The sequence below is a fragment of the Mesorhizobium sp. WSM4884 genome, assembly GCF_029625675.1.
Taxonomy (GTDB): domain Bacteria; phylum Pseudomonadota; class Alphaproteobacteria; order Rhizobiales; family Rhizobiaceae; genus Mesorhizobium.
This window is the reverse complement of record NZ_JARTVO010000010.1, coordinates 163,224-181,272: the sequence shown is the minus strand read 5'-3', so window position 1 is coordinate 181,272 and position 18,049 is coordinate 163,224. Positions and strand designations below refer to the sequence as shown.

Here is an 18,049-nt window from a genome sequence, read left to right as displayed (position 1 = left end):
ATCGCACACAAAGTTGCAAACCTCGTGCCAAACTGGCTAATCAGGCCGGAAACAGAAATGCGTGATCTCTTTCAGCTATTTAGGTGAGCAGACCACGGATCGGATCAAGAAGGCACGTCGCGGACGCGACAAAATGTTGAGTGTAGGACGGGTTGAGGTGGCGCCCTTCTGCTGGTGGTCGTGCGGCCGATCTGGGCATCGTTGACTTCTGGCGGCGGGGATGTCGAGGACGCTCGGGTATTGGCTGTTCGGATCTTAGACGCGTGCAGCCTCATGCCTCGAATGCGGCCGTTTTACTTGTCCCAGTCGAGGCCTGCCTAAATGTTTGATCTCAGGTTTTGATGGGGCATCCTTATCTTCCGAATCAAAGGATGCACTATGGGCCAGGTTCTTCATGGGAGCGCCACGACGACAGAGGCGGTCCGTCGGGCGCCCGCTGATCAAGGGTTTGTTTTCAGCGATGGGATGGTCGCGGGGCTTACGCTCCTAAGGACGACCTTAAGAGCCCAGCCTCGCTACCGTGCCATGATCGCGCAAGGCGGCCCTCGCCGGAGGCGTACCCGAGGATCGCCCCTGACCAACAAGGAAAAGCCGGATCGACGCGGTCATGTATCCTCTAAGAGTTGTCATGACGCTTACCTCCTTCAGGTTGTGTGCGTCAAGTTCTGCAAAATGGGGCGGCCACGATGCTGGTCATGCGGCTTGGCGTAGAGCGAGCTTCTTGTGCTCGCGCAGATCGTCCATGTTGATGTAGCGGTTGGCCTCCATCCAGTTCTCGTTGGTCTCGCAGCCAGCGCCCTGACGAGGCGCAGGCAGCTTTCATTGGGGAAGATGCGCATGACATTGGTGCGCCGGCGGATTTCCTCATTGTGCCGTTCAAGCATGTTGGTGCTCTTGAGATGCTTGTGATGCTGGCGCGGCAGGCAAAAGAAGGTCAGCGTGCGCTCGATGGTCTCCTCCACCCAACTCGTCAGTCGCGGATAGCGGCCCGACCATTTGGACAGCCATGCGGCGAGATCGGCCTTGGCCTCGGCGAGATCGCGCCGGTCATTAGAGCCAGCGCAAGTCCTGCAGGCAGTCGGCGCCGTGCTTTCTCGGCAGGTGATCGAGCGCGTTCCTGAGGAAGTGGACGTAGCAGCGCTGCCAGGCGGCTTCGGGGATCACCTCGCCGATCGCCGCGACCAGGCCGGCATGATTGGCGGAGACAACCAGCTCGACGCCCTTGGGGCTGCGCGCCTTCAGCGCGACGAGGAAATCCCTCCAGGCCGAGCGGCTTTCGCGATTGGCCATCTCGACGGCCAGGATCTGGCGCCGGCCGTCCCAGTCGATGCCGACAGCGATCAGCACCGCCTGGCTCATGACGACGCCGGCCTCACGCACCTTCTCTTAGCGCGCATCGAGGATGAGGTAAGGAAACGGCTCTTGAAGGGGGCGCCTGGCAAAGGCAGCGAGGCTCTCGTCCAGCCGCTTGTTGATGGCCGAGATCGACGAGGCCGAGAACGCATGGCCGCACAGCTCTTCCGTGATCGCCTTGACCTTGCGGGTCGACACGCCCTGCACATACATCTCCGCAAGCGTCGCCACCAAGGCCCGCTCCGAACGCTGGTAACGCTCGAGAAGCTCGGTCGAGAAGCGGCCGGCCCGGTCCTGCGGAACCCGCAGCTCAAGCTTGCCGACCCGCGTGACAAGGGTGCGGCCGTAATAACCCGAGCGGTAGCCGAGCCGCTCAGGTGTGCGCTCGCTCTTCGAAGCCCCCAGCGCCTCGTCCATCTCGGCCTCGAGTACCTCCTGCATCACCGCACGGATCACTTCGTGAAGTCCGTCCGGGTCCGAAAGCAGAATGTCTTTGATGGCAGCGCTGCCGGTCTTACTTTCAATCTTGGTCATGGTGGCGTTCCTTCGCGGGAATCGGTGACGTGAACAATCACCAGCCTGCCATGACCGCCCTCTCTCAGCGAATTTGCAGAACTGTCAGCACACACCCTCCTTCATCACAAACCCAACCGAACAACTGGGCAGGTGTTCCAAAAAACGCCGAGTTCCAATAAGGACTCAGGTCCTGGTCCGCTATTGTCACCCCTTCCAAGTCGATGTGTTCGTCACAAATCTTGCGCAATTGAGAAAGGTCGCCCGGGCGTACAACTCTGATTTCCACAGTATTCTCCTGCTTCTCGTTCCGGCACACGTCAGGGGATTTGCTTGCGCAGTTGCCTGATGTGGCAGGTGAGCCAGCCCGCATATTGGCCGTCGTATTGTGGGCCGCGACGCTCACATGTGCGCACCCGATGAAGTGTAGATGTGTTTGTTTCAGGCAATGAGGCGCGTCTTGTGAGCACCGCCACGGTGGACCTGAAATCGCCTCACAGACGCTTGCCCACTGAACACGTCCCCGCCATGACCGGGGACGTGTTAAGGCACATTGCCTTCAGCCTCTGCAGAGGTCAGCGGTCTTGCTGCCGTCCGCAGGTTGTCTTTGCCGTAGCCGTATTTGCCGAATACTGCCATCATTTCGCCAGAGCCAACATAGTCCTGCATACGGCATTGAACGCGTCGACCGCAGCCTGCTCGTTGAGCTCGAAGGCGATAGCAGGATAGTTGGCTGGCGCGATGAACGAATCGGCCAGCTCAAGGCTGTGGTCCTTCTTAACAAGTCCAGTCGCTGTAAAGTAGTCGAGGGCACCGGCGGCGGCGCGACAGCCTGTCCGCCGGCGGTCCGGCGACCTGCATGATTTTGTCGTCGGCGATGCCTGACTTTTTCGCGTCCTGGACCGCGGTGTAGCCTGTATCACTGACGAAGGTGAGTCCCTTGTCACGCACATCCTCATAAGAATGCAGCCCTTCCGGGTTGCCCTTAGGCACCAGCAGTGCGCCTCTCTCCGTAGCGATCGGTTCGCTGAACAGCACGTTGCGGCAGCGCTCCGGCTTGATCCACATGCCGGCCGTGATGAAGTCGAAGCGGCTAGCCTGCAGGCCGGGGACAAGTGAGCCCCATTCGGTTACGACCGGCTCGATTCTATTCTCGTGTTTTTGCGCGACGCACGCAAATGCCAGACAATCCGATCCCCAAATTAATTCCCAGCACCGCAGGTTATTTGGTGTCCGCTTTTTCAACGAGACGCTCCATGAGCGTGCTGTAGGCGACAAAACCGGTGTGAGACCAGAAGGTCTTGCGGCCAGGATTGGTCTCCAGCACGTCGAGGAAAATCCTTGATTTGTTGTGGAAACGAGACCGAATAAGCAGCTCAAGGGTCCTGCAGCCAATCTCCGAACGTCGGTGTTGGCAGCTGACGTAGAATTGCCTCAAAAAGACGCGTTGCCCACTCGGCTCCGCATTGTCTGGCTCCAAACGATGAGTGGCGAGGCCCACAATCTCGCCGTTCTGGCTGAAGAGGTCGACCATCCAAATTTCGCGATTCACCAACTGAATAAACCGCTCCTTGAGTTCTGAAACCGTCATCGGGGTTTCGATGCTTCTCGGCCTCGATCAACTCGCGGTTCAACATTGCCAACTTGTCGAAATCTTCGGCGGCAGCTCTGCGAATCTCAATTGTCTCTGAAGCACTGTGATCCTCTCCTGACCCATGCGACCCACGCAGCGGGCTAGGCAATGCGCTCCTACATGTCCGTGGTGGGTAAAGCCCGTCCGCAGCCAAAAATCCTATGATTAGAGTTGTTCTCGATGACCTCCGATACGGATTCTCTCGCCGGGCTTATTTCGATTTGGTCGAGGTCATTGAATCCTGCATCGCCCGACAGCCGCGCCGTCGGTAGGGATCAGCAAGCGTTCAATTTCCAGATGGTGGCTGCGAGAGGCGGATACCAACGTTTCTCGTCTGAACGTAGCCGTCCAGCGCTTCCTGACCCTTCTCCCTGCCGTAGCCGGACTGGTTTATCCCACCGAACGGTGTTTCCACCCCGCCCACATACCACCCATTCACGTACACTTGACCGGCCCAAAGGCGGTCGGCGGTCCAGAGGGCCCGGTCAATATCCCGCGTGAACACGCCCGCTGCCAGACCGTGAACGGTGTCGTTCGCGAGATTGACGGCCATTCCCGGATTATCGAACGTGGTAACGGCAAGAACAGGACCGAATACTTCTTGCTGGAAGAGATTGCTGTCTCGCGCGACATCGGCAAACACCGTGGCCGCCATAAAGTAACCGCTCCGCTCCGAAAGCGCAGTCCCGCCGGTTACGAGTCGCGCGCCCTGCGAGAGGGCCGTCTGGCAGGCCCGCTCAACTCCTTGTCGTTGGTTTCGGGAGATCAACGGGGTGATGTCGCAGTTTTCGCGTCCTGGACCGACCGACAGTCCTTCGACGCAGACCCTCACTCTTTCCACCAGTTTGTCTGCAATAGAACGTTCCACAATAAGACGTGTAAGGTTGTTGCAATTCTGGCCTGCATTCAGAAAGGTCCCGACGCGTACCGCTTCCACAACGCAGTCGAGGTCGGCATCGGAATACACAACTGCAGCCGACTTTCCGCCCAGTTCCATTATGCAGGGCACGATCCGATCCGCTGCCGTCTTGAGCACCGTCCGCCCAGTAGTAATCGAGCCCGTGAAGACGATGTGGCGAACGTCGGGATGTTCGATCAGCGCCTGGCCTGCCGTTTGGCCGTATCCAGTGAGCACGTTGACCGCTCCGGCAGGCAGCCCCGCTGTCTCACAGGCACGCGCAAGTTCAACTCCGGAAAGGGGAGCTAGTTCCGGCGACTTCACCACGACTGAGTTGCCGGTTGCGATGGCGCAGGCCAGCGAGCGGGCCGTCAGTTCAAGTGGACCATTCCACGGAACGATCTGGGCGGACACGCCGAAGGGACTTCTGACTGTGTAGTTGACCAGGTTGGCCCCGCGCGGGATCGAGCGCCCTTCAAGTTTGTCGGCCAAGCCACCATAGTATCGCAGGTATCTGATGGCGGTCTGAACCTCGCCATCGGCAAGTTCCAATGCCTTCCCCGTCTCCGCGCAGTTAATGGCTGCGATCTCGTCGAAACGCGCTTCAAGGGCGTCGGCAACGCGAAACAACATGCGACCGCGATCATACGGATGCATGTCTATCAGCACGCGGTCGCGAAAAACGCGGTGAGCAGCAGTAACGGCAAGCTCGATGTCTTGGGGTCCTGCTTCAGCTACGACAGCAATCGTTTCGGCGCTCGCCGGGTCATCGACCTCGATGCGTGTGCCGGACACAGAATCCCGCCACTCGCCATCGATATAATTTTTGACTACGTCGTTGCTGGCCATCCAGTCCTCTTTCTTATCGCTCGATTTTCTTCGAATTGGCGCAGCGACAGTGGTCGGCGCCGCAGGAAGAACGGCAACCGTGGTATCGGTCCGGCAGTGAAAGCCCTAGTCTGCCGTTCAGCCGCTCCGAGTTCGCCCACTGCCACATGCCACGGAACGGCCTTCCCGTTCCGTGACTGCGAGCGGCCCGATTTTGGACCTGCTAGTGGCCCGGTGCTTTGTCGGCTAGCGAGCCGCGCCTCCACCGTCGAGGGTAGTCGCTACTGCGCCAATGCTGTCGCGAATGATGGACAGACCACGCCGAAGGTCAGCCTCGGCGATGGTGAGGGCAGTCATGAACTTAAGCACCTCACCGTATGAGCCGGCGATCTCGATCACCAAGCCCCGACGAAAAGCCTCCTGGGAGACCAGACCTGGCAAGGAGTGGTGCTTCGGTGAAACGAGTCCGTACATCAGACCGCGGCCTCGCACGCTCAGGCCGAGGGTGGGGAATTCCTCGGTAATCGCGTTGAGTTCTTGGACCAAGATCGCAGACTTGCGAGCGATCTCATCCTCGAACTTGGAGTCGGACCAGTAAGCTTCGAGGGCCGCACGAGCAGTGACGAAAGCATAGTTGTTGCCTCTGAAGGTCCCGGTGTGTGCGCCCGGGGCCCAGACATCAAGTTCAGGCTTGATGAGAATAAGGGCCATTGGGGTTCCGATCGCCGACAAAGATTTGGACAGGGTAACGATGTCCGGCACAATTGCAGCCGCTTCGAAACTGAAGAAACTGCCCGCGCGACCGACCCCGGCCTGGATGTCATCGAGGATCATCAAGATTCCGTGCCGCGACGTTAGCTCGCGCAGCCGTTGCAGCCAAGTAACGCTCGCAGCATTGATGCCGCCTTCACCTTGGATCCCTTCCAGGATCACCGCGGCAGGTTTGTCGAGGCCACTGTTGGGGTCATTGAGAAGCTTTTCGAAGTAATCGATTGTGTCAACTGACGCCCCCAGGTAGCCTTCGTATGGCAACGATGTCACATGGGCGAGGGGAAACCCGGCAGCGGCCCGGTGCTCCTTGTTTCCCATCGCTGCCAATGCTCCAGCGCTTTCCCCATGGAACGAGTTGGTAAACGAGACGATGTTCGATCTCCCGGTCACCTGGCGAGCCAGTTTTAGACTCGCTTCGACCGCGTTCGTACCTGTGGGGCCGGGAAACTGTAATTTGTATGTCAGACCACGAGGCTTGAGAATGTATCGCTCGAAAGCTTCGATGAAGGCTTTCTTGGCCGTCGTGGCAAGGTCCAGCCCATGCACAATTCCGTCGCGCTCGATATAATCCAGCAGCGCCTTCTTGATGACGGGGTTGTTGTGCCCATAATTCAAAACGCCTGCACCGGCGAAAAAGTCGAGATATTCCCGACCGTCTGCAGCGATGAGAGTGGTCCCGACTCCGCGATCGAATAGGGCGGGGAAGGCGCGGACGTAGCTGCGCACCTCAGACTCCAGGCGATTGAAAACCGCGAGACCTGCATCCATTTCAGGTGCGAATTGCTTGCTCATAGGCGAACTCCTCAATCTGAAGCCTGCAAAGCCAGGCCTCTTCTGCTTTATGAAGTGGCGTGTAGGTGCCGTTGTGAGACAATAGCGCGCTACATTGGGCGCCTTGCGCAAATTCTGAGCGGCGGGATGCAGTAATTATGCGAAATTGCCGGCAGGTTGCATAAGGCCGGCGGTTTGTGTGGCTGCGGTGACGATTTTTCCCAACCACCTCAAGACGGCTGCATTTGATGCAGCAACCGGGGCAGGCGAACCTAGCGCTCGATTCCCTATACACAGATGAGACTCTTGGCAGCGTGAGCCAACGAATGGAAGCCGAAGCGCGGAAATAGAGGTCCCCCCTATCATCATCGTCCAGTCGGCTTAGCGTTTAAGTTCCGAGACGTTTCCTCGGCCGAACTGGGCGCAAGGCCTCGGCTTTTGACCGTCGGCTGCCATTGTCAGTTGGGCGATGGTGGACAGCACTCTTCGGCCAATGGCTATAACTGACGTCGAGGACGATAGCCGACTTTGGTCCCATGCCTGGCCTGATCGTTTGGGCTTCCGTCTGCGCGGGGTTGAGGCTACAGTCGAGTGCATATCGCAGTTTTTCTGCGCAAATTGCAGCTATTCCGGAGAATGACCATGGAATTGGATCGGATAGATCTGAAAATCTTAAGCGCTGTTCAGCGCAACAATCGCCAAACAACGGAAGAATTGGGCCAACTGGCCGGTATATCGCCCACGGCCTGTCAGCGGCGATTGAAGCAGTTGCGACAAATTGGCGTAATTGAGGCTGATGTTGCAATCGTGTCGCCTGAGGCGGTGGGCAGGTCCCTGATGATGCTGGTCTTGGTCGACATTGAGCGCTATCGTTCCGACGTCATCGATCGCTTCAAGCAGTCTCTACAGAAGGCGCCTGAAGTAATGAGCGCGTATGCGGTCACCGGTAACGCCGATTTCGTTCTCCTTCTCTCCGTGCGTGACTTGGCAGAGTACGACGCATTCTCGAGGCGTTTCTTCTTTGATAGCCCGGCTGTTAGAAATTACAGCACGATGATTGTGATGGATCGCACGAAGGTAACCTTGGCGGTGCCAATCGATGTATAGAACGCGCAATCTTACGCGCATTCAACAACTGGTTGATCCGATTCACCGATGACTGGCGCAAGGGTCAGCCGCCTTGCCCGCCGGCCATGATTGGGACGGGAGTTTTCGTACCGCTAAAGCGGCGATGGAGCGCAAGGCGAAGCATCATTCTGCTCCTTACAACGGCCTCGTCAGCGCGATGCTGCAAAAGCACTTCTGGACCTACCGGGCTGCATTCTGATGTATCTCGCGATAGGTTTGTCCCCTTCAGTCGCGATGCGCTTTGTCCACTTAAGTCACGACGCTCCGGCATCGCCTTCAGCCCTGATGGACTGCTGGCAAGGTCATGTTTAAACGTTCCGCCCCGTTGGGAGGCCGCCATAATGCGAATCTCTTAAGAATGCGCTGATTTCCTGCGTCCTGCAAGATAATTGCGCGTTTTTGCTTGCTCGCCGTCTGCTAGATTTTTGCCCGACTCAGACATTTGCGAGTTTGCGTGGTTTTCGATTATATCGTCGTGGGTGGTGGCTCCTCTGGATGCGTGATGGCGAGCAGGCTCTCCGCCTATGGCGCTCGCGTGCTGCTCATTGAAGCTGGCCCTGATACGCCGCCGAATGCCATTCCTGACGACATCCAGGATGGCGACCCAACGCGTGCTTACCTTAATCCCGGTTATCGATGGCAGTCACTCCACGCGACAACGGTGCGAGGTGGCCGCAAGCCTGTCCATTACGAACAGGCGCGCGTCATGGGTGGCGGCTCCAGCATCAATGCCCAAGTCGCCAACCGCGGCGGGCCCGGAGATTACGATGAGTGGGCCTCAAGCGGTGCAACGGGCTGGGGTTGGGAAGACGTGCTGCCCTACTTCCGTCGTCTAGAATGCGATTTGGATTTCGGCGGGGAATTTCATGGCACGAACGGCCCCTTGCCAATCAAACGTGTGCGCCAATCAGACTGGTCGGGCTTCATCCGGGCAATCTCCGATGCTTACGATGCTTTGGGGCTTCATTTCAGGCCAGACTTCAATGGTGCATTCGGTGATGGCTATTCAGTTGTCCCATTGACCAACCGCAATGGTCATCGGGTCTCCTCCGCGATGGCGTACTTACCCGAAACCGTCCGCTCTCGCCGCAATCTAACGATTTTATCCGAAACGACAGTTGCGCGGCTGACCTTTTTGGGAACAACGGTAACGGGGGTCGAGACGGAGAACAAATCGGGCGTGCAATCGTATAGCGCTTCTTGCGTTATCCTGTGCGCAGGAGCACTCCATTCACCCGCCATATTGATGCGCTCCGGGATCGGCCCCGCGAAGGAATTAGTACAATTCGGAATCCCTATCGTTGCAGATTTGAAAGGTGTGGGCCAGAATCTTCAGGAACACCCCACGATTTGCGTTTCGGCCTATTTGAAGCCGGCCGATCGCTTGTCACCCGGCGTGAGCGAATATATTCAGATGCACGCCCGCTACTCGTCGGGTTACGAAGGCTGCCCGTCGACCGATATGGCAATATCGACTGTTGCCAAATCATCCTGGCACCCGCTGGGGAGGCGCCTCGGCACTCTCGCCGTGTGGGTCAATCGCAGCTACTCGACGGGAACTGTGGCGCTCAAGGGTAGTTCGCATAAAATAGAGCCGGAGGTCGATTTCAACTGGTTGAGCGACAAGCGGGACGCCGAGCGCCTCAAGCAGGGCTTTCGCTTCATAGTCCGCCTGCTGCAGCAAGATTCGCTGTCCTCTGTGGCGCTGGACCCGTTTCCGTCAGCGTTGAATGCGCGAGCGAAGCTGGTGAGCAAGGTCACAAGCACAAACTATGCACTCACGTCATTTCTGGCGCTGCTCATGGACGCGTCGCCGCGGCTGCGCCGTGGGCTGATTAGGCGCGTCATAACGGATGGGGATAGCATTTCCGATCTCGTCAACGACGAGAAACATCTGGATCGGTATATTCGCCAGAACGTCATCCCAAGTTGGCATCCGACGTCGACCTGCAGGATGGGGGCAGCCGCGGATCCTGGCGCTGTGACCGATCCGTCGGGACGCGTTCATGGTATTTTGGGTTTGAGGATCGCCGACGCTTCCGTCATGCCATTTTGCCCTCGGGCGAACACAAACATTCCGACGATTATGGTGGCTGAGAAATTGGCCGACACAACCTTGAGAGACGGCAGACGGAGCTAGGCCAGGCGGCATGTACATTCTGCCGGAGCGCTGCCGCAATGTGGTGTTCACCGAGCCGCTTGCTAAGTTCACCGAAGCCCTGCTCATGCCGAATGGCAATCCCAAAAGACCAGCACTCCTTTGACGATATTCGTGATAAGGGCCTAACGCTGGTCACCACCGCCGGTTCCGACACGGTCACGACCGCCAAAGACGCGGGCATTCCGGAGGATCGTGTCATGCAGGTCGCCGGCCAGGCCGAATTCTTGCAGGCAGTGAAGGTCGGCCGCGCGGCGGCGGGGTCGCTAAACTACTTCACGGTAAGGAGCTCGCTGACAAGGTCGACAGCGTTGAAATGGCAGATCCGTTCACCCCGCCGGCTGGGAAGGCCGGCTACCCAAGTCTCGCCTTCCTGCCCAATCAGCAGGCGGTCGATGCCTTCAACGAGGTATTGAATACTTATATCGGCTCCGACCAAATGATGCAGTCGGTCAAAATACGGCTACACCAAAATCAATCTGCCGGACGGCACCAAGACCGGCGACCTGTGCAAGGGTTGAAATCTTGCGGGGAATGCCACCCATGCACCTAAAAGGCTCCCGGCCGCAGTGGCTGGGCGACGACAGAGCAAAGTGACAAGACGCGAGGCTCCGGGGTGCCGATTTCCGGTATTCAGACGAGATAGTTCGGCAACGTGGCATGTGAGGCTGCTACGCTCAGGAGTGAGCAATGGCAGTCCATCTCGCATGTCGCAATGCCGACCTGATGCCCCTCCTTTTGCCGAGGAACCGATGATCACCAAGCATCGCGTATCGGTTGATGGTGTCGAGACATCGTACTGCGAGAACGGAGCTGGTAGGCCGATTGTTTTCCTGCAGGGGGCGGGCTTCCGTGCAGAGGCTAAGAGTTCCTTTGTTCGGCAGCTGAACGGGCTATCCGATCAATTTACGGTAGTAGCGATTGATCAACTCCATTTTGGGGGAACGGATTATCCTGCTGACTGCAAATACATTAACCGGCTCGGTCGTGTGAATCATGTAATTAGCTTCCTCCAACAACTGGGTTTGAAGCAGATCACGCTAGTCGGCCATTCAGAAGGATCATTCGTCGACGCGCGGGTCGCGATCGTGCGTCCCGATCTTGTTTCTAAGCTTGTCCTGCTGACCGCTAACTCCGTGTCGCCGGCGTTCGGAGATGACCGTGACGAAGCTTGGCTGGAGGCCTGCCGGCAGGCTTACGGCTGTTCCGGCCCGATGCCGAGCGAAGAGGAATACATCACCGCACGGCGGAAAAGCTGCCGCGCCCACGGGCAGGATGTGGAATGCGCCGAGCGAGAAGCCTATCGGCGGGCCGCGGCTCGGGGACAATGGGAGATCTGGCAGAGATTGCCGGAAGACGAGACAAACCTGCATCGTTATCCACTGCTGCAGCAGAAGTATATCTTCCCCTACCTTGATCAGCTTCAGGCCCAGACGTTGATCATCTGGTCCAAGAACGACCCTACCGCGACGCCGGAGCAAGGGATCAACCTGGCGAAGCTGATCAGGAATTCAGATTTCCATCTGCTCAATAATGCCGGCGATTCCGTCCAGGTTGATCCGGAGCGAAGCCGTGAACAGACTCATCCGTCAATGGCACGAATGATCAACTGTGACGGGAACAATGCTCGGGCCAGCGTCTCCGAGGCGAATCTCTCAGCGGCGTGTCGCATACGACGAACTTGTGCCCTGCCATGGCAACAAGGGCATAGCCCAGGCGGTGGCGCCCATCCAACCGGGCAGGGCAGGAGTCATGCAAGACGTGGTGTGCCTCAGTTGGCCATACCACAGCTCGCGATTGTTCACTTCCAACGAACCACGGGGATGACGGAAATGTGCGTATGCACCCAAAAATCACCGAATTTCTGCGAATAACTTGCATTTCTCGCACAAAGCACCACAGCTGCGCTGCTACGCTCACGAAGCATGCACAAGTGGCGTAGCAAAGGATCGACTGGAGGAATCTATACCTAAGTGGGGACCCTGCAGCTCACACGATGATGGGAACCGCCGGACTACAAGCTCAACAAATGATGCAATGGTCTTTTCCCGAGGCATATCGGGAGACCATCGGCGATGCGAAAACGGAGGACTAACCAGTGGTCAAGTGGAAACTCGACGAATGCTTTAAGGCTGCAATCTTGAAGAGGATTGCCGCGCTCGGCCTGGCGGCGATGACAATCTCGTCCTTTGCCGGTTCGGCCTCGGCGGAGTCGCTGCTCGATAAGATTAAGAACGGAGAAACGATCCGTCTTGGCTTCACCAATGAGCCTCCCAGTGCCTATCCTGGTGCGAACAACGAGCCGCTTGGCCTGGTCAATGTGATGACACTGGACGTTCTGAGAAAGATGGGAACGACCAAAATCGAGCCGGTCGTAACCGATTGGGGTTCCCTTGTCCCGGGCCTCCAGGCTGGTCGCTTTGACATCATCACGGGCGGCATGTGGATTAAGCCGGAGCGGTGCCGCAACGTCCTGTTCAGCGAACCGATCGCATCGAGCAATGATTCGATGATCGTGCCGAAGGGCAATCCGGAAGCGCTGCATTCCCTCCATGACGCTCAGAAGAAGGGGCTTACCCTGGCCATCATGACGGGTACCACCGCAGTCGAGCAGGCGAAGAAATTAGGTTTCCCTGACGACAAGGTTATGCAGGTCGCCGGACCGCCCGAGGTCGTACAGGCTGTAAAGGCCGGCCGCGCCGCTGCCGGCTCGCTCTATAGTCTGAACGCGACGACTCTTGCCGAGCAGGATCCCAGCATTGAGGTGGCTGACCCGTATACCCCGCCGGGACCGAATGAACATCCCGCCATAGCCTTCCCGCTCAGCGAACAGGCTGCGGTAGACGCGTTCAATGCTGTGTTGAAAGACTATATTGGCTCTGACGAAATGATGGCCGCGGTCGGCAAATATGGTTACACCAAACGCGATCTCCCGGATGGCAGCAAGACCGCTGATCTTTGCAAGGGCTGAAGCTATGCGTCTGACCGCTCCCCGGCCCTTGGCCGGTAGGCGGTCAGTGGGGAGGGCATATGAGTAAGGTCGATCTCAGCTTTATCTTTGCCGTGCTCACCAAGGGCGTCATGACTACGGTCATCGTCACTCTTGGCGCCTGCGTCGTAGCGATCGTCCTTGGGCTTTTCGTGGGCCTGACCCGAGTCTCTCCCCGTCGGCAGTTGCGCTGGTTCAGTATCGCCTACATCGAATTCTTCCGCGGGACGTCCATGCTGGTTCAGCTCTACTGGTGGTTCTTTGTATTGCCGATTTTCGGTATTTTCCTGTCGCCGTGGACTGTCGGAATTTTGGGGATCGGAATGAATGCCTCTGGCTACGCAGCCGAGTATGTCCGCGCCGCCATTCAGGCCGTTGATAGGGGCCAGTATGAGGCATCTACAGCGCTCAATTTTTCGCGGCTCACCATGATGCGGCGTATTATCCTCCCACAGGCAATGCGCGCCATGCTGCCGACCTGGGGTAACATGCTCATCGATGTGCTTAAGGGTAGCTCGCTCGTCTTCTTCATCACCATTCCCGAATTTACTAGCGCCGCCAAGCAGGCGGCCGACGCAACTGGCGATTATATGCTGTTCTTTGCGGTTGCACTATTCGGTTATTACATCATCGCGCGCGCCCTCATCACTCCTTTCGTGCGCTGGCTGGAACGCCGCGTCTCGCGCGGTTTCGTTCGGGAGCAGGTGGCTTGAAGATCTGGGATTGGTCTTACGTATGGGAGGCTTTCCCATATCTCTATCAGGGAGCGATCGTCACCATTGAGGCTACGCTGCTCGGGTTTGCGATCGCGCTGATATTGGGTCTTGTCTTCGCGATGATTCGCCAGTCGCCAAACCGCTACGTCTCGACCACCATGGCGGAGATCGTGGAGTTTATCCGTTCAACGCCCTTGCTGCTGCAGTTGTTCTTTGTCTATTTCGTTGGTCCGCAGATCGGAATCTTCATTCCTGCCTGGACGGCGGGAGTTGGCGTGCTGGGGATCCACTATGCAGCCTATTGTTCCGAAGTCTTCCGCGGCGGCATCGAGAATGTGGATGGCGGCCAGTGGGAGGCCTGTACGGCACTAAACCTTTCGCGAACGCGGACCTGGCGAACAATCATTCTGCCGCAGGCGATCCCGCCCATGGTGCCAGCTCTGGGCAATTACTTCATCGGCATGTTCAAGGACACGCCGGTCCTGGCGGCAATCTCGATCTTCGAGATGCTGCAGCAGGCGAAAAATTTCGGGGGCAATAACTATCGATACATAGAAGCGATCACTATGTGCGGCTTCTTCTACTACGTGTTCAGCTTGGTTGCTTCCGCTATCGTGCAGTCGGTCCGCGTCTGGCTCAACCGCCGCTACCATCTGCAATAGGGAGGCCTTATACTATGAGCGAATTTGTGCTTCGCTTCGAGGACGATCTCACGAAGCGCCCTAGGGCATCAGCCAGGCGGGACGAGCTTGACCTCGATATCAGGCGCAGCGAAAAAGTCATGAACGAACCCATAGTTCGCTTCGAGAACGTCACAAAGCGCTACGGCGCGTTGACGGTGCTGGACGAACTCAATCTCGAGATCGCACGCAACGAGAAGGTGTCCATCATTGGTCCGTCCGGCTCGGGCAAGACCACCGTTCTGCGCATGCTGATGACGCTTGAGCACATCAACGGGGGGGTGATATGGGTCGACGGTGAACCGTTGACGCATACGCAGAAGAACGGCCAAATAGTGCCGGCGAGCGAGCGTCATCTCCGTCGCGTGCGTGCCAAGATCGGTATGGTGTTCCAGCACTTTAACCTGTTCCCGCATATGACTGCTCTGCAGAACTGCATGGAGGCGCCGATCTCCGTCCTTGGGCTCTCGAAGAAGGAGGCGGAGGCCCGAGCGGCAGAGCTGCTCGACTTGGTGGGCCTCGGCGACAAGAAGAACCATTTCCCGATCCAGCTTTCCGGGGGCCAGAAGCAACGCGTGGCGATCGCTCGGGCGTTGGCCATGCGGCCCAAGGTGATGCTGTTTGACGAGGTGACATCAGCGCTTGACCCGGAACTGGTTGGAGAGGTGCTCAACGTCATCCGCAAGCTCAGCGCCGAACATGACCTCACAATGCTGATGGTCACGCACCAGATGGGCTTTGCCAAGGAGTTCTCCGATCGCGTGTGCTTCTTTTCTGGCGGTAAGATTGTCGAGCAAGGCCCGCCCAGCCAGCTTTTAGGCAATCCGCAAAACGAGCGAACGCAGCAGTTTCTCAATGCGGTGCTGGAGACGAGGTGAGTTGCGGGTTGTGCCGCTAGTTGAGTTATCCCGTGGGTGGCTTCCGGGCAGGAACTGGTCCGTTCGGAGCAGGCTGCCCTGCGACGAACCTACGCGCGGTTTTTCAGGGCCGGGTTGATGTCGAGGTTACTGCCCCAGTTCATTCAGGACTGCATAACTAGGATCGTCCGGTCCAAGCCCCAGATTGGTCGAGTTAGGTAAATAGCGCTGCCCGTTCGGCAGTTGCGAGCTTGAAGATCTGATGTGCGTTCAATCTGCCATTCAGGGCATCTGGGCTCTGGAAAGTGCCCTAACACGATTGTCTGACGGCGGACGCAAACCCGGTATCCTACAGGCCCGGGGAGGGTCGCACAAGCGTTCTGCGGTTTCCCAGTTTTTACGGCTTTCATGCGAATGCACCAAAACAATGCCGACTTACTGCGCCTGGAAAGGCATGTTTCTCTGAAACAGCCGTTTCGACGCTGTTAAATTCGTGCATTCAGAGAGAACCTGTATCGCGCAGGTGATGGGCATTTGCTGCCGAAATCACCATCTTAGCTGCTTCCAGAAGAAGGATGCTTCCGTGACAACTCAACAAAGGGCCCTCGGAATTATTGGGCTGGAGATCGGACTTCCGCCTCGTGAATTTCCGCCACCGCAACCGGAGTCGGTCTTCAACCCGGCAACTTTCGACTTCCCAATTATAATAGAGACCGCGGCCGGGGCTTTGGAGGAGAGGGTCATTCCCGGTGATGCTTCTCTCGAGCCGGCCTACATTGCAGCTGCCAGGCGGTTGGTCGAGCGCGGAGCAGTCGCGATAACCGGGGACTGCGGGTTCAGTATCCGGTACCAGGCTGCAGTGGCCGCGTCTGTCGAAGTCCCGGTGGCCATGTCGAGCCTGCTACTGGCGCCCACGCTACTCCGGCAGCTTCCAGCTGACGCAAAGCTCGCCGTTGTGGCCGCAGACTCAAGACACTGCGGCAAAGAGCTGCTGGGCATAGATTCATCCGCAGAGGCAAGAGTAGTCATCGGCGGCATTGAAGGTGACGCGTGGCCGGCTGGTGTTGTTGAAATGGAGTCGGAGGTTGCAGCCTGTGTCGCGCGACTTGGCGCCGCACATCCGGGGATTGCCGCCCTCCTATTTGAATGTACATTGTTCCCGATGGTGACGTCAGCAATCCGTCGTAGGACAGGACTGCCCATCTATGACGCCGCGACCCTTTATCGGATGACATTCGCGTCCGTGGCTTGACCGCTTGGAGGCCACTATCCCAAAATATGAGCTCATGTCTGGTATGAGTTGCGGCTCGTTATTGTAACACACGTCCGCATCTTGTCGAATACTCTGTCGAGACTGGATCCTCGATTTCCGAGGTCAGGACGCGGTGCCTGAGATGCAGGTTGGATTTTTGGAACTCGTGCTGGTCGACCGTGATCCAGACGCTAAGCGGCGACCGACTTCGGCCGGAGTTGAAGCAGGGCGATCAAGGGCCACAAAAATCACTTCAGCCACCTGAGCAGGAGGGAGAAGTTGTATCCGGCGGCGGCCAGGACGGCGTTGAGGGCGTCGCCCTGCTGGCCGGCGAGGTAGTTGCGGCCCATGCGGTGTTCGTTCTTGATGTGGCCGATATGACGCTTGCCAGCGTGTGGCCGTCATAGGGATTGCCGGGCAGCGCTTTTGCATGCAGGGCGAACTGGCCGCCCTTGGAGCGCTTCAGCGTGGTGGCCACCGACACCTTCACACCGAACTCGTAGGGCATATGCGCCTTGCCCTTGCCAATGCATTCCACCTCGTGCGCGTGCAGGCTGTAGATCTTGCGGCCGCGCTGGCGCTGGCGTTGCTAGAGAACGGTGGCGGCCTGGTAGAACGGCCATTTGAAGAGCGCGTCCAGCCCCGCATCGCCGGCGATCTGGCGAGAAATGTCGCGAATGGTCCGGCCGAGATAGGTCTTGAGCCTGCGCAGCGCCTTGTTGGCCCGCTTGAACTGCTTGGCGTGGGCATAGCGCTGGTGGCTGATCAGCGCCAGCTGATAGCTCTGGCGCAAATGGAGCTCCTTCCCTCTTGGCCAGCCGCACCAGCCGTTCGCGCGCCCGGTTGATGAGCTTGGCGTCGGTCGGGAACATGACGTTCTTCGGCTGCACGGTTGTGTCGACGATCACCTGGCGCGTGTCGGCCGGCTTCATCGCCCCGGTCTTGACCGCAAGGCTGAGGCTCTCCTGCAACAGCGCCACGATCCGCTCCTCGCCCATGCGGCTGCGCCAGCGCGTCATCGACGAGAGGTCGAACGGCAGCGTATGGCAAAAGAACGTCTCGCCGGTGAGATACTGGAAGTAAGGGTTCTCCACCCAGCGCTCGCACAGCACCTCATCCGACAGGTTGAAGGTGTGCTTGAGGATCGCCAGCCCCGCCATCAGCCGGGTCGGCAGCGGCGGCATGCCGGGGCCGTCCGAATAGACGGCGCCGAAACGCTCCTCCAGCACCGGCCGGTCGATCGCCTGCTTCATGTTGATGATCTGATCGAGCCTGGAGCGGAACAGGTCCTGCTCTCCCGTCTCGCGTGGCTTGGACATTCGCCGTCCCCTCGATTCGCCGCCGCCGAACCGAGTGAATCACGCTCCGCAGCACAAGGGAATCGCAAAACCGAATTGCAGGAAAACAGCGTCCAAATACCGCTAATCCTGCAATTCAAAAGACGCTATCCGCCTCAATCAAAAGGCCAGATCAATGGCTTGCGGATAGTTCACGGTCGACGA

General features: G+C 58.1%; 12 protein-coding genes and 2 pseudogenes. 8 read left to right on the top strand and 6 right to left on the bottom strand.

The features are described from left to right. Window positions 1-693: 693 nt before the first annotated feature. The 5 genes and pseudogenes from P9236_RS18165 to ectB all read right to left on the bottom strand — a co-directional run bounded on the left by P9236_RS18165 (window position 694) and on the right by ectB (window position 6,788). Window positions 694-1,887, bottom strand: a pseudogene (locus P9236_RS18165) (IS256 family transposase). A gap of 756 nt (window positions 1,888-2,643) precedes the next feature. Then, a complete protein-coding gene (locus P9236_RS18160) occupies window positions 2,644-3,111 on the bottom strand; it encodes a transporter substrate-binding domain-containing protein (protein ID WP_224571101.1) in 468 nt (155 codons plus the stop codon). Further along, window positions 3,089-3,457 carry a GNAT family N-acetyltransferase gene (locus P9236_RS18155; RefSeq protein ID WP_063169352.1) on the bottom strand — a complete coding sequence of 123 codons (369 nt, stop codon included), beginning with the start codon at window positions 3,455-3,457 and terminating at the stop codon, window positions 3,089-3,091. The genes P9236_RS18160 and P9236_RS18155 overlap by 23 nt, the downstream gene beginning before the upstream one ends. A gap of 328 nt (window positions 3,458-3,785) precedes the next feature. After that, window positions 3,786-5,246, bottom strand: a complete 1,461-nt coding sequence (locus tag P9236_RS18150) for an aldehyde dehydrogenase family protein (protein WP_063169351.1) — start codon at window positions 5,244-5,246, stop codon at window positions 3,786-3,788. A 225-nt stretch (window positions 5,247-5,471) separates the two neighbouring features. Next, complete coding sequence (ectB, locus tag P9236_RS18145; RefSeq protein WP_063169350.1) at window positions 5,472-6,788, bottom strand: diaminobutyrate--2-oxoglutarate transaminase; 1,317 nt, start codon at window positions 6,786-6,788, stop codon at window positions 5,472-5,474. 621 nt (window positions 6,789-7,409) lie between these two features. Here ectB and P9236_RS18140 point away from each other — a divergent pair. The 8 genes from P9236_RS18140 (at window position 7,410) to P9236_RS18105 (ending at window position 16,547) form a co-directional block, all read left to right on the top strand. Further along, window positions 7,410-7,874 (top strand): Lrp/AsnC family transcriptional regulator, encoded by a 465-nt coding sequence (locus tag P9236_RS18140; RefSeq protein ID WP_063169349.1) that lies wholly within the window; start codon window positions 7,410-7,412, stop codon window positions 7,872-7,874. Between the two features lie 475 nt (window positions 7,875-8,349). Beyond that, a complete protein-coding gene (locus P9236_RS18135) occupies window positions 8,350-10,035 on the top strand; it encodes a GMC family oxidoreductase N-terminal domain-containing protein (RefSeq protein ID WP_063169348.1) in 1,686 nt (561 codons plus the stop codon). A gap of 770 nt (window positions 10,036-10,805) precedes the next feature. Beyond that, window positions 10,806-11,927 carry an alpha/beta hydrolase gene (locus P9236_RS18130; RefSeq protein WP_063169347.1) on the top strand — a complete coding sequence of 374 codons (1,122 nt, stop codon included), beginning with the start codon at window positions 10,806-10,808 and terminating at the stop codon, window positions 11,925-11,927. 224 nt (window positions 11,928-12,151) lie between these two features. Beyond that, on the top strand, window positions 12,152-13,024 hold the full coding sequence (ehuB, locus tag P9236_RS18125) for an ectoine/hydroxyectoine ABC transporter substrate-binding protein EhuB (RefSeq protein WP_082826582.1): 873 nt from the start codon (window positions 12,152-12,154) through the stop codon (window positions 13,022-13,024). A gap of 59 nt (window positions 13,025-13,083) precedes the next feature. Beyond that, window positions 13,084-13,755 (top strand): ectoine/hydroxyectoine ABC transporter permease subunit EhuC, encoded by a 672-nt coding sequence (ehuC, locus tag P9236_RS18120; RefSeq protein ID WP_063169346.1) that lies wholly within the window; start codon window positions 13,084-13,086, stop codon window positions 13,753-13,755. Further along, a complete protein-coding gene (ehuD, locus tag P9236_RS18115; RefSeq protein ID WP_063169345.1) occupies window positions 13,752-14,420 on the top strand; it encodes an ectoine/hydroxyectoine ABC transporter permease subunit EhuD in 669 nt (222 codons plus the stop codon). The genes ehuC and ehuD overlap by 4 nt, the downstream gene beginning before the upstream one ends. A gap of 119 nt (window positions 14,421-14,539) precedes the next feature. Continuing rightward, the gene (gene ehuA, locus P9236_RS18110) at window positions 14,540-15,316 is read left to right on the top strand and encodes an ectoine/hydroxyectoine ABC transporter ATP-binding protein EhuA (protein ID WP_063170381.1); all 777 of its coding nucleotides are present in this window, start codon (window positions 14,540-14,542) and stop codon (window positions 15,314-15,316) included. A 562-nt stretch (window positions 15,317-15,878) separates the two neighbouring features. Next, a complete protein-coding gene (locus P9236_RS18105) occupies window positions 15,879-16,547 on the top strand; it encodes a hypothetical protein (protein WP_176477193.1) in 669 nt (222 codons plus the stop codon). A 248-nt stretch (window positions 16,548-16,795) separates the two neighbouring features. Here the strand turns inward: P9236_RS18105 and P9236_RS18100 are convergent. Beyond that, a pseudogene (locus tag P9236_RS18100) lies at window positions 16,796-17,866 on the bottom strand (IS5 family transposase). Window positions 17,867-18,049: the final 183 nt, after the last annotated feature.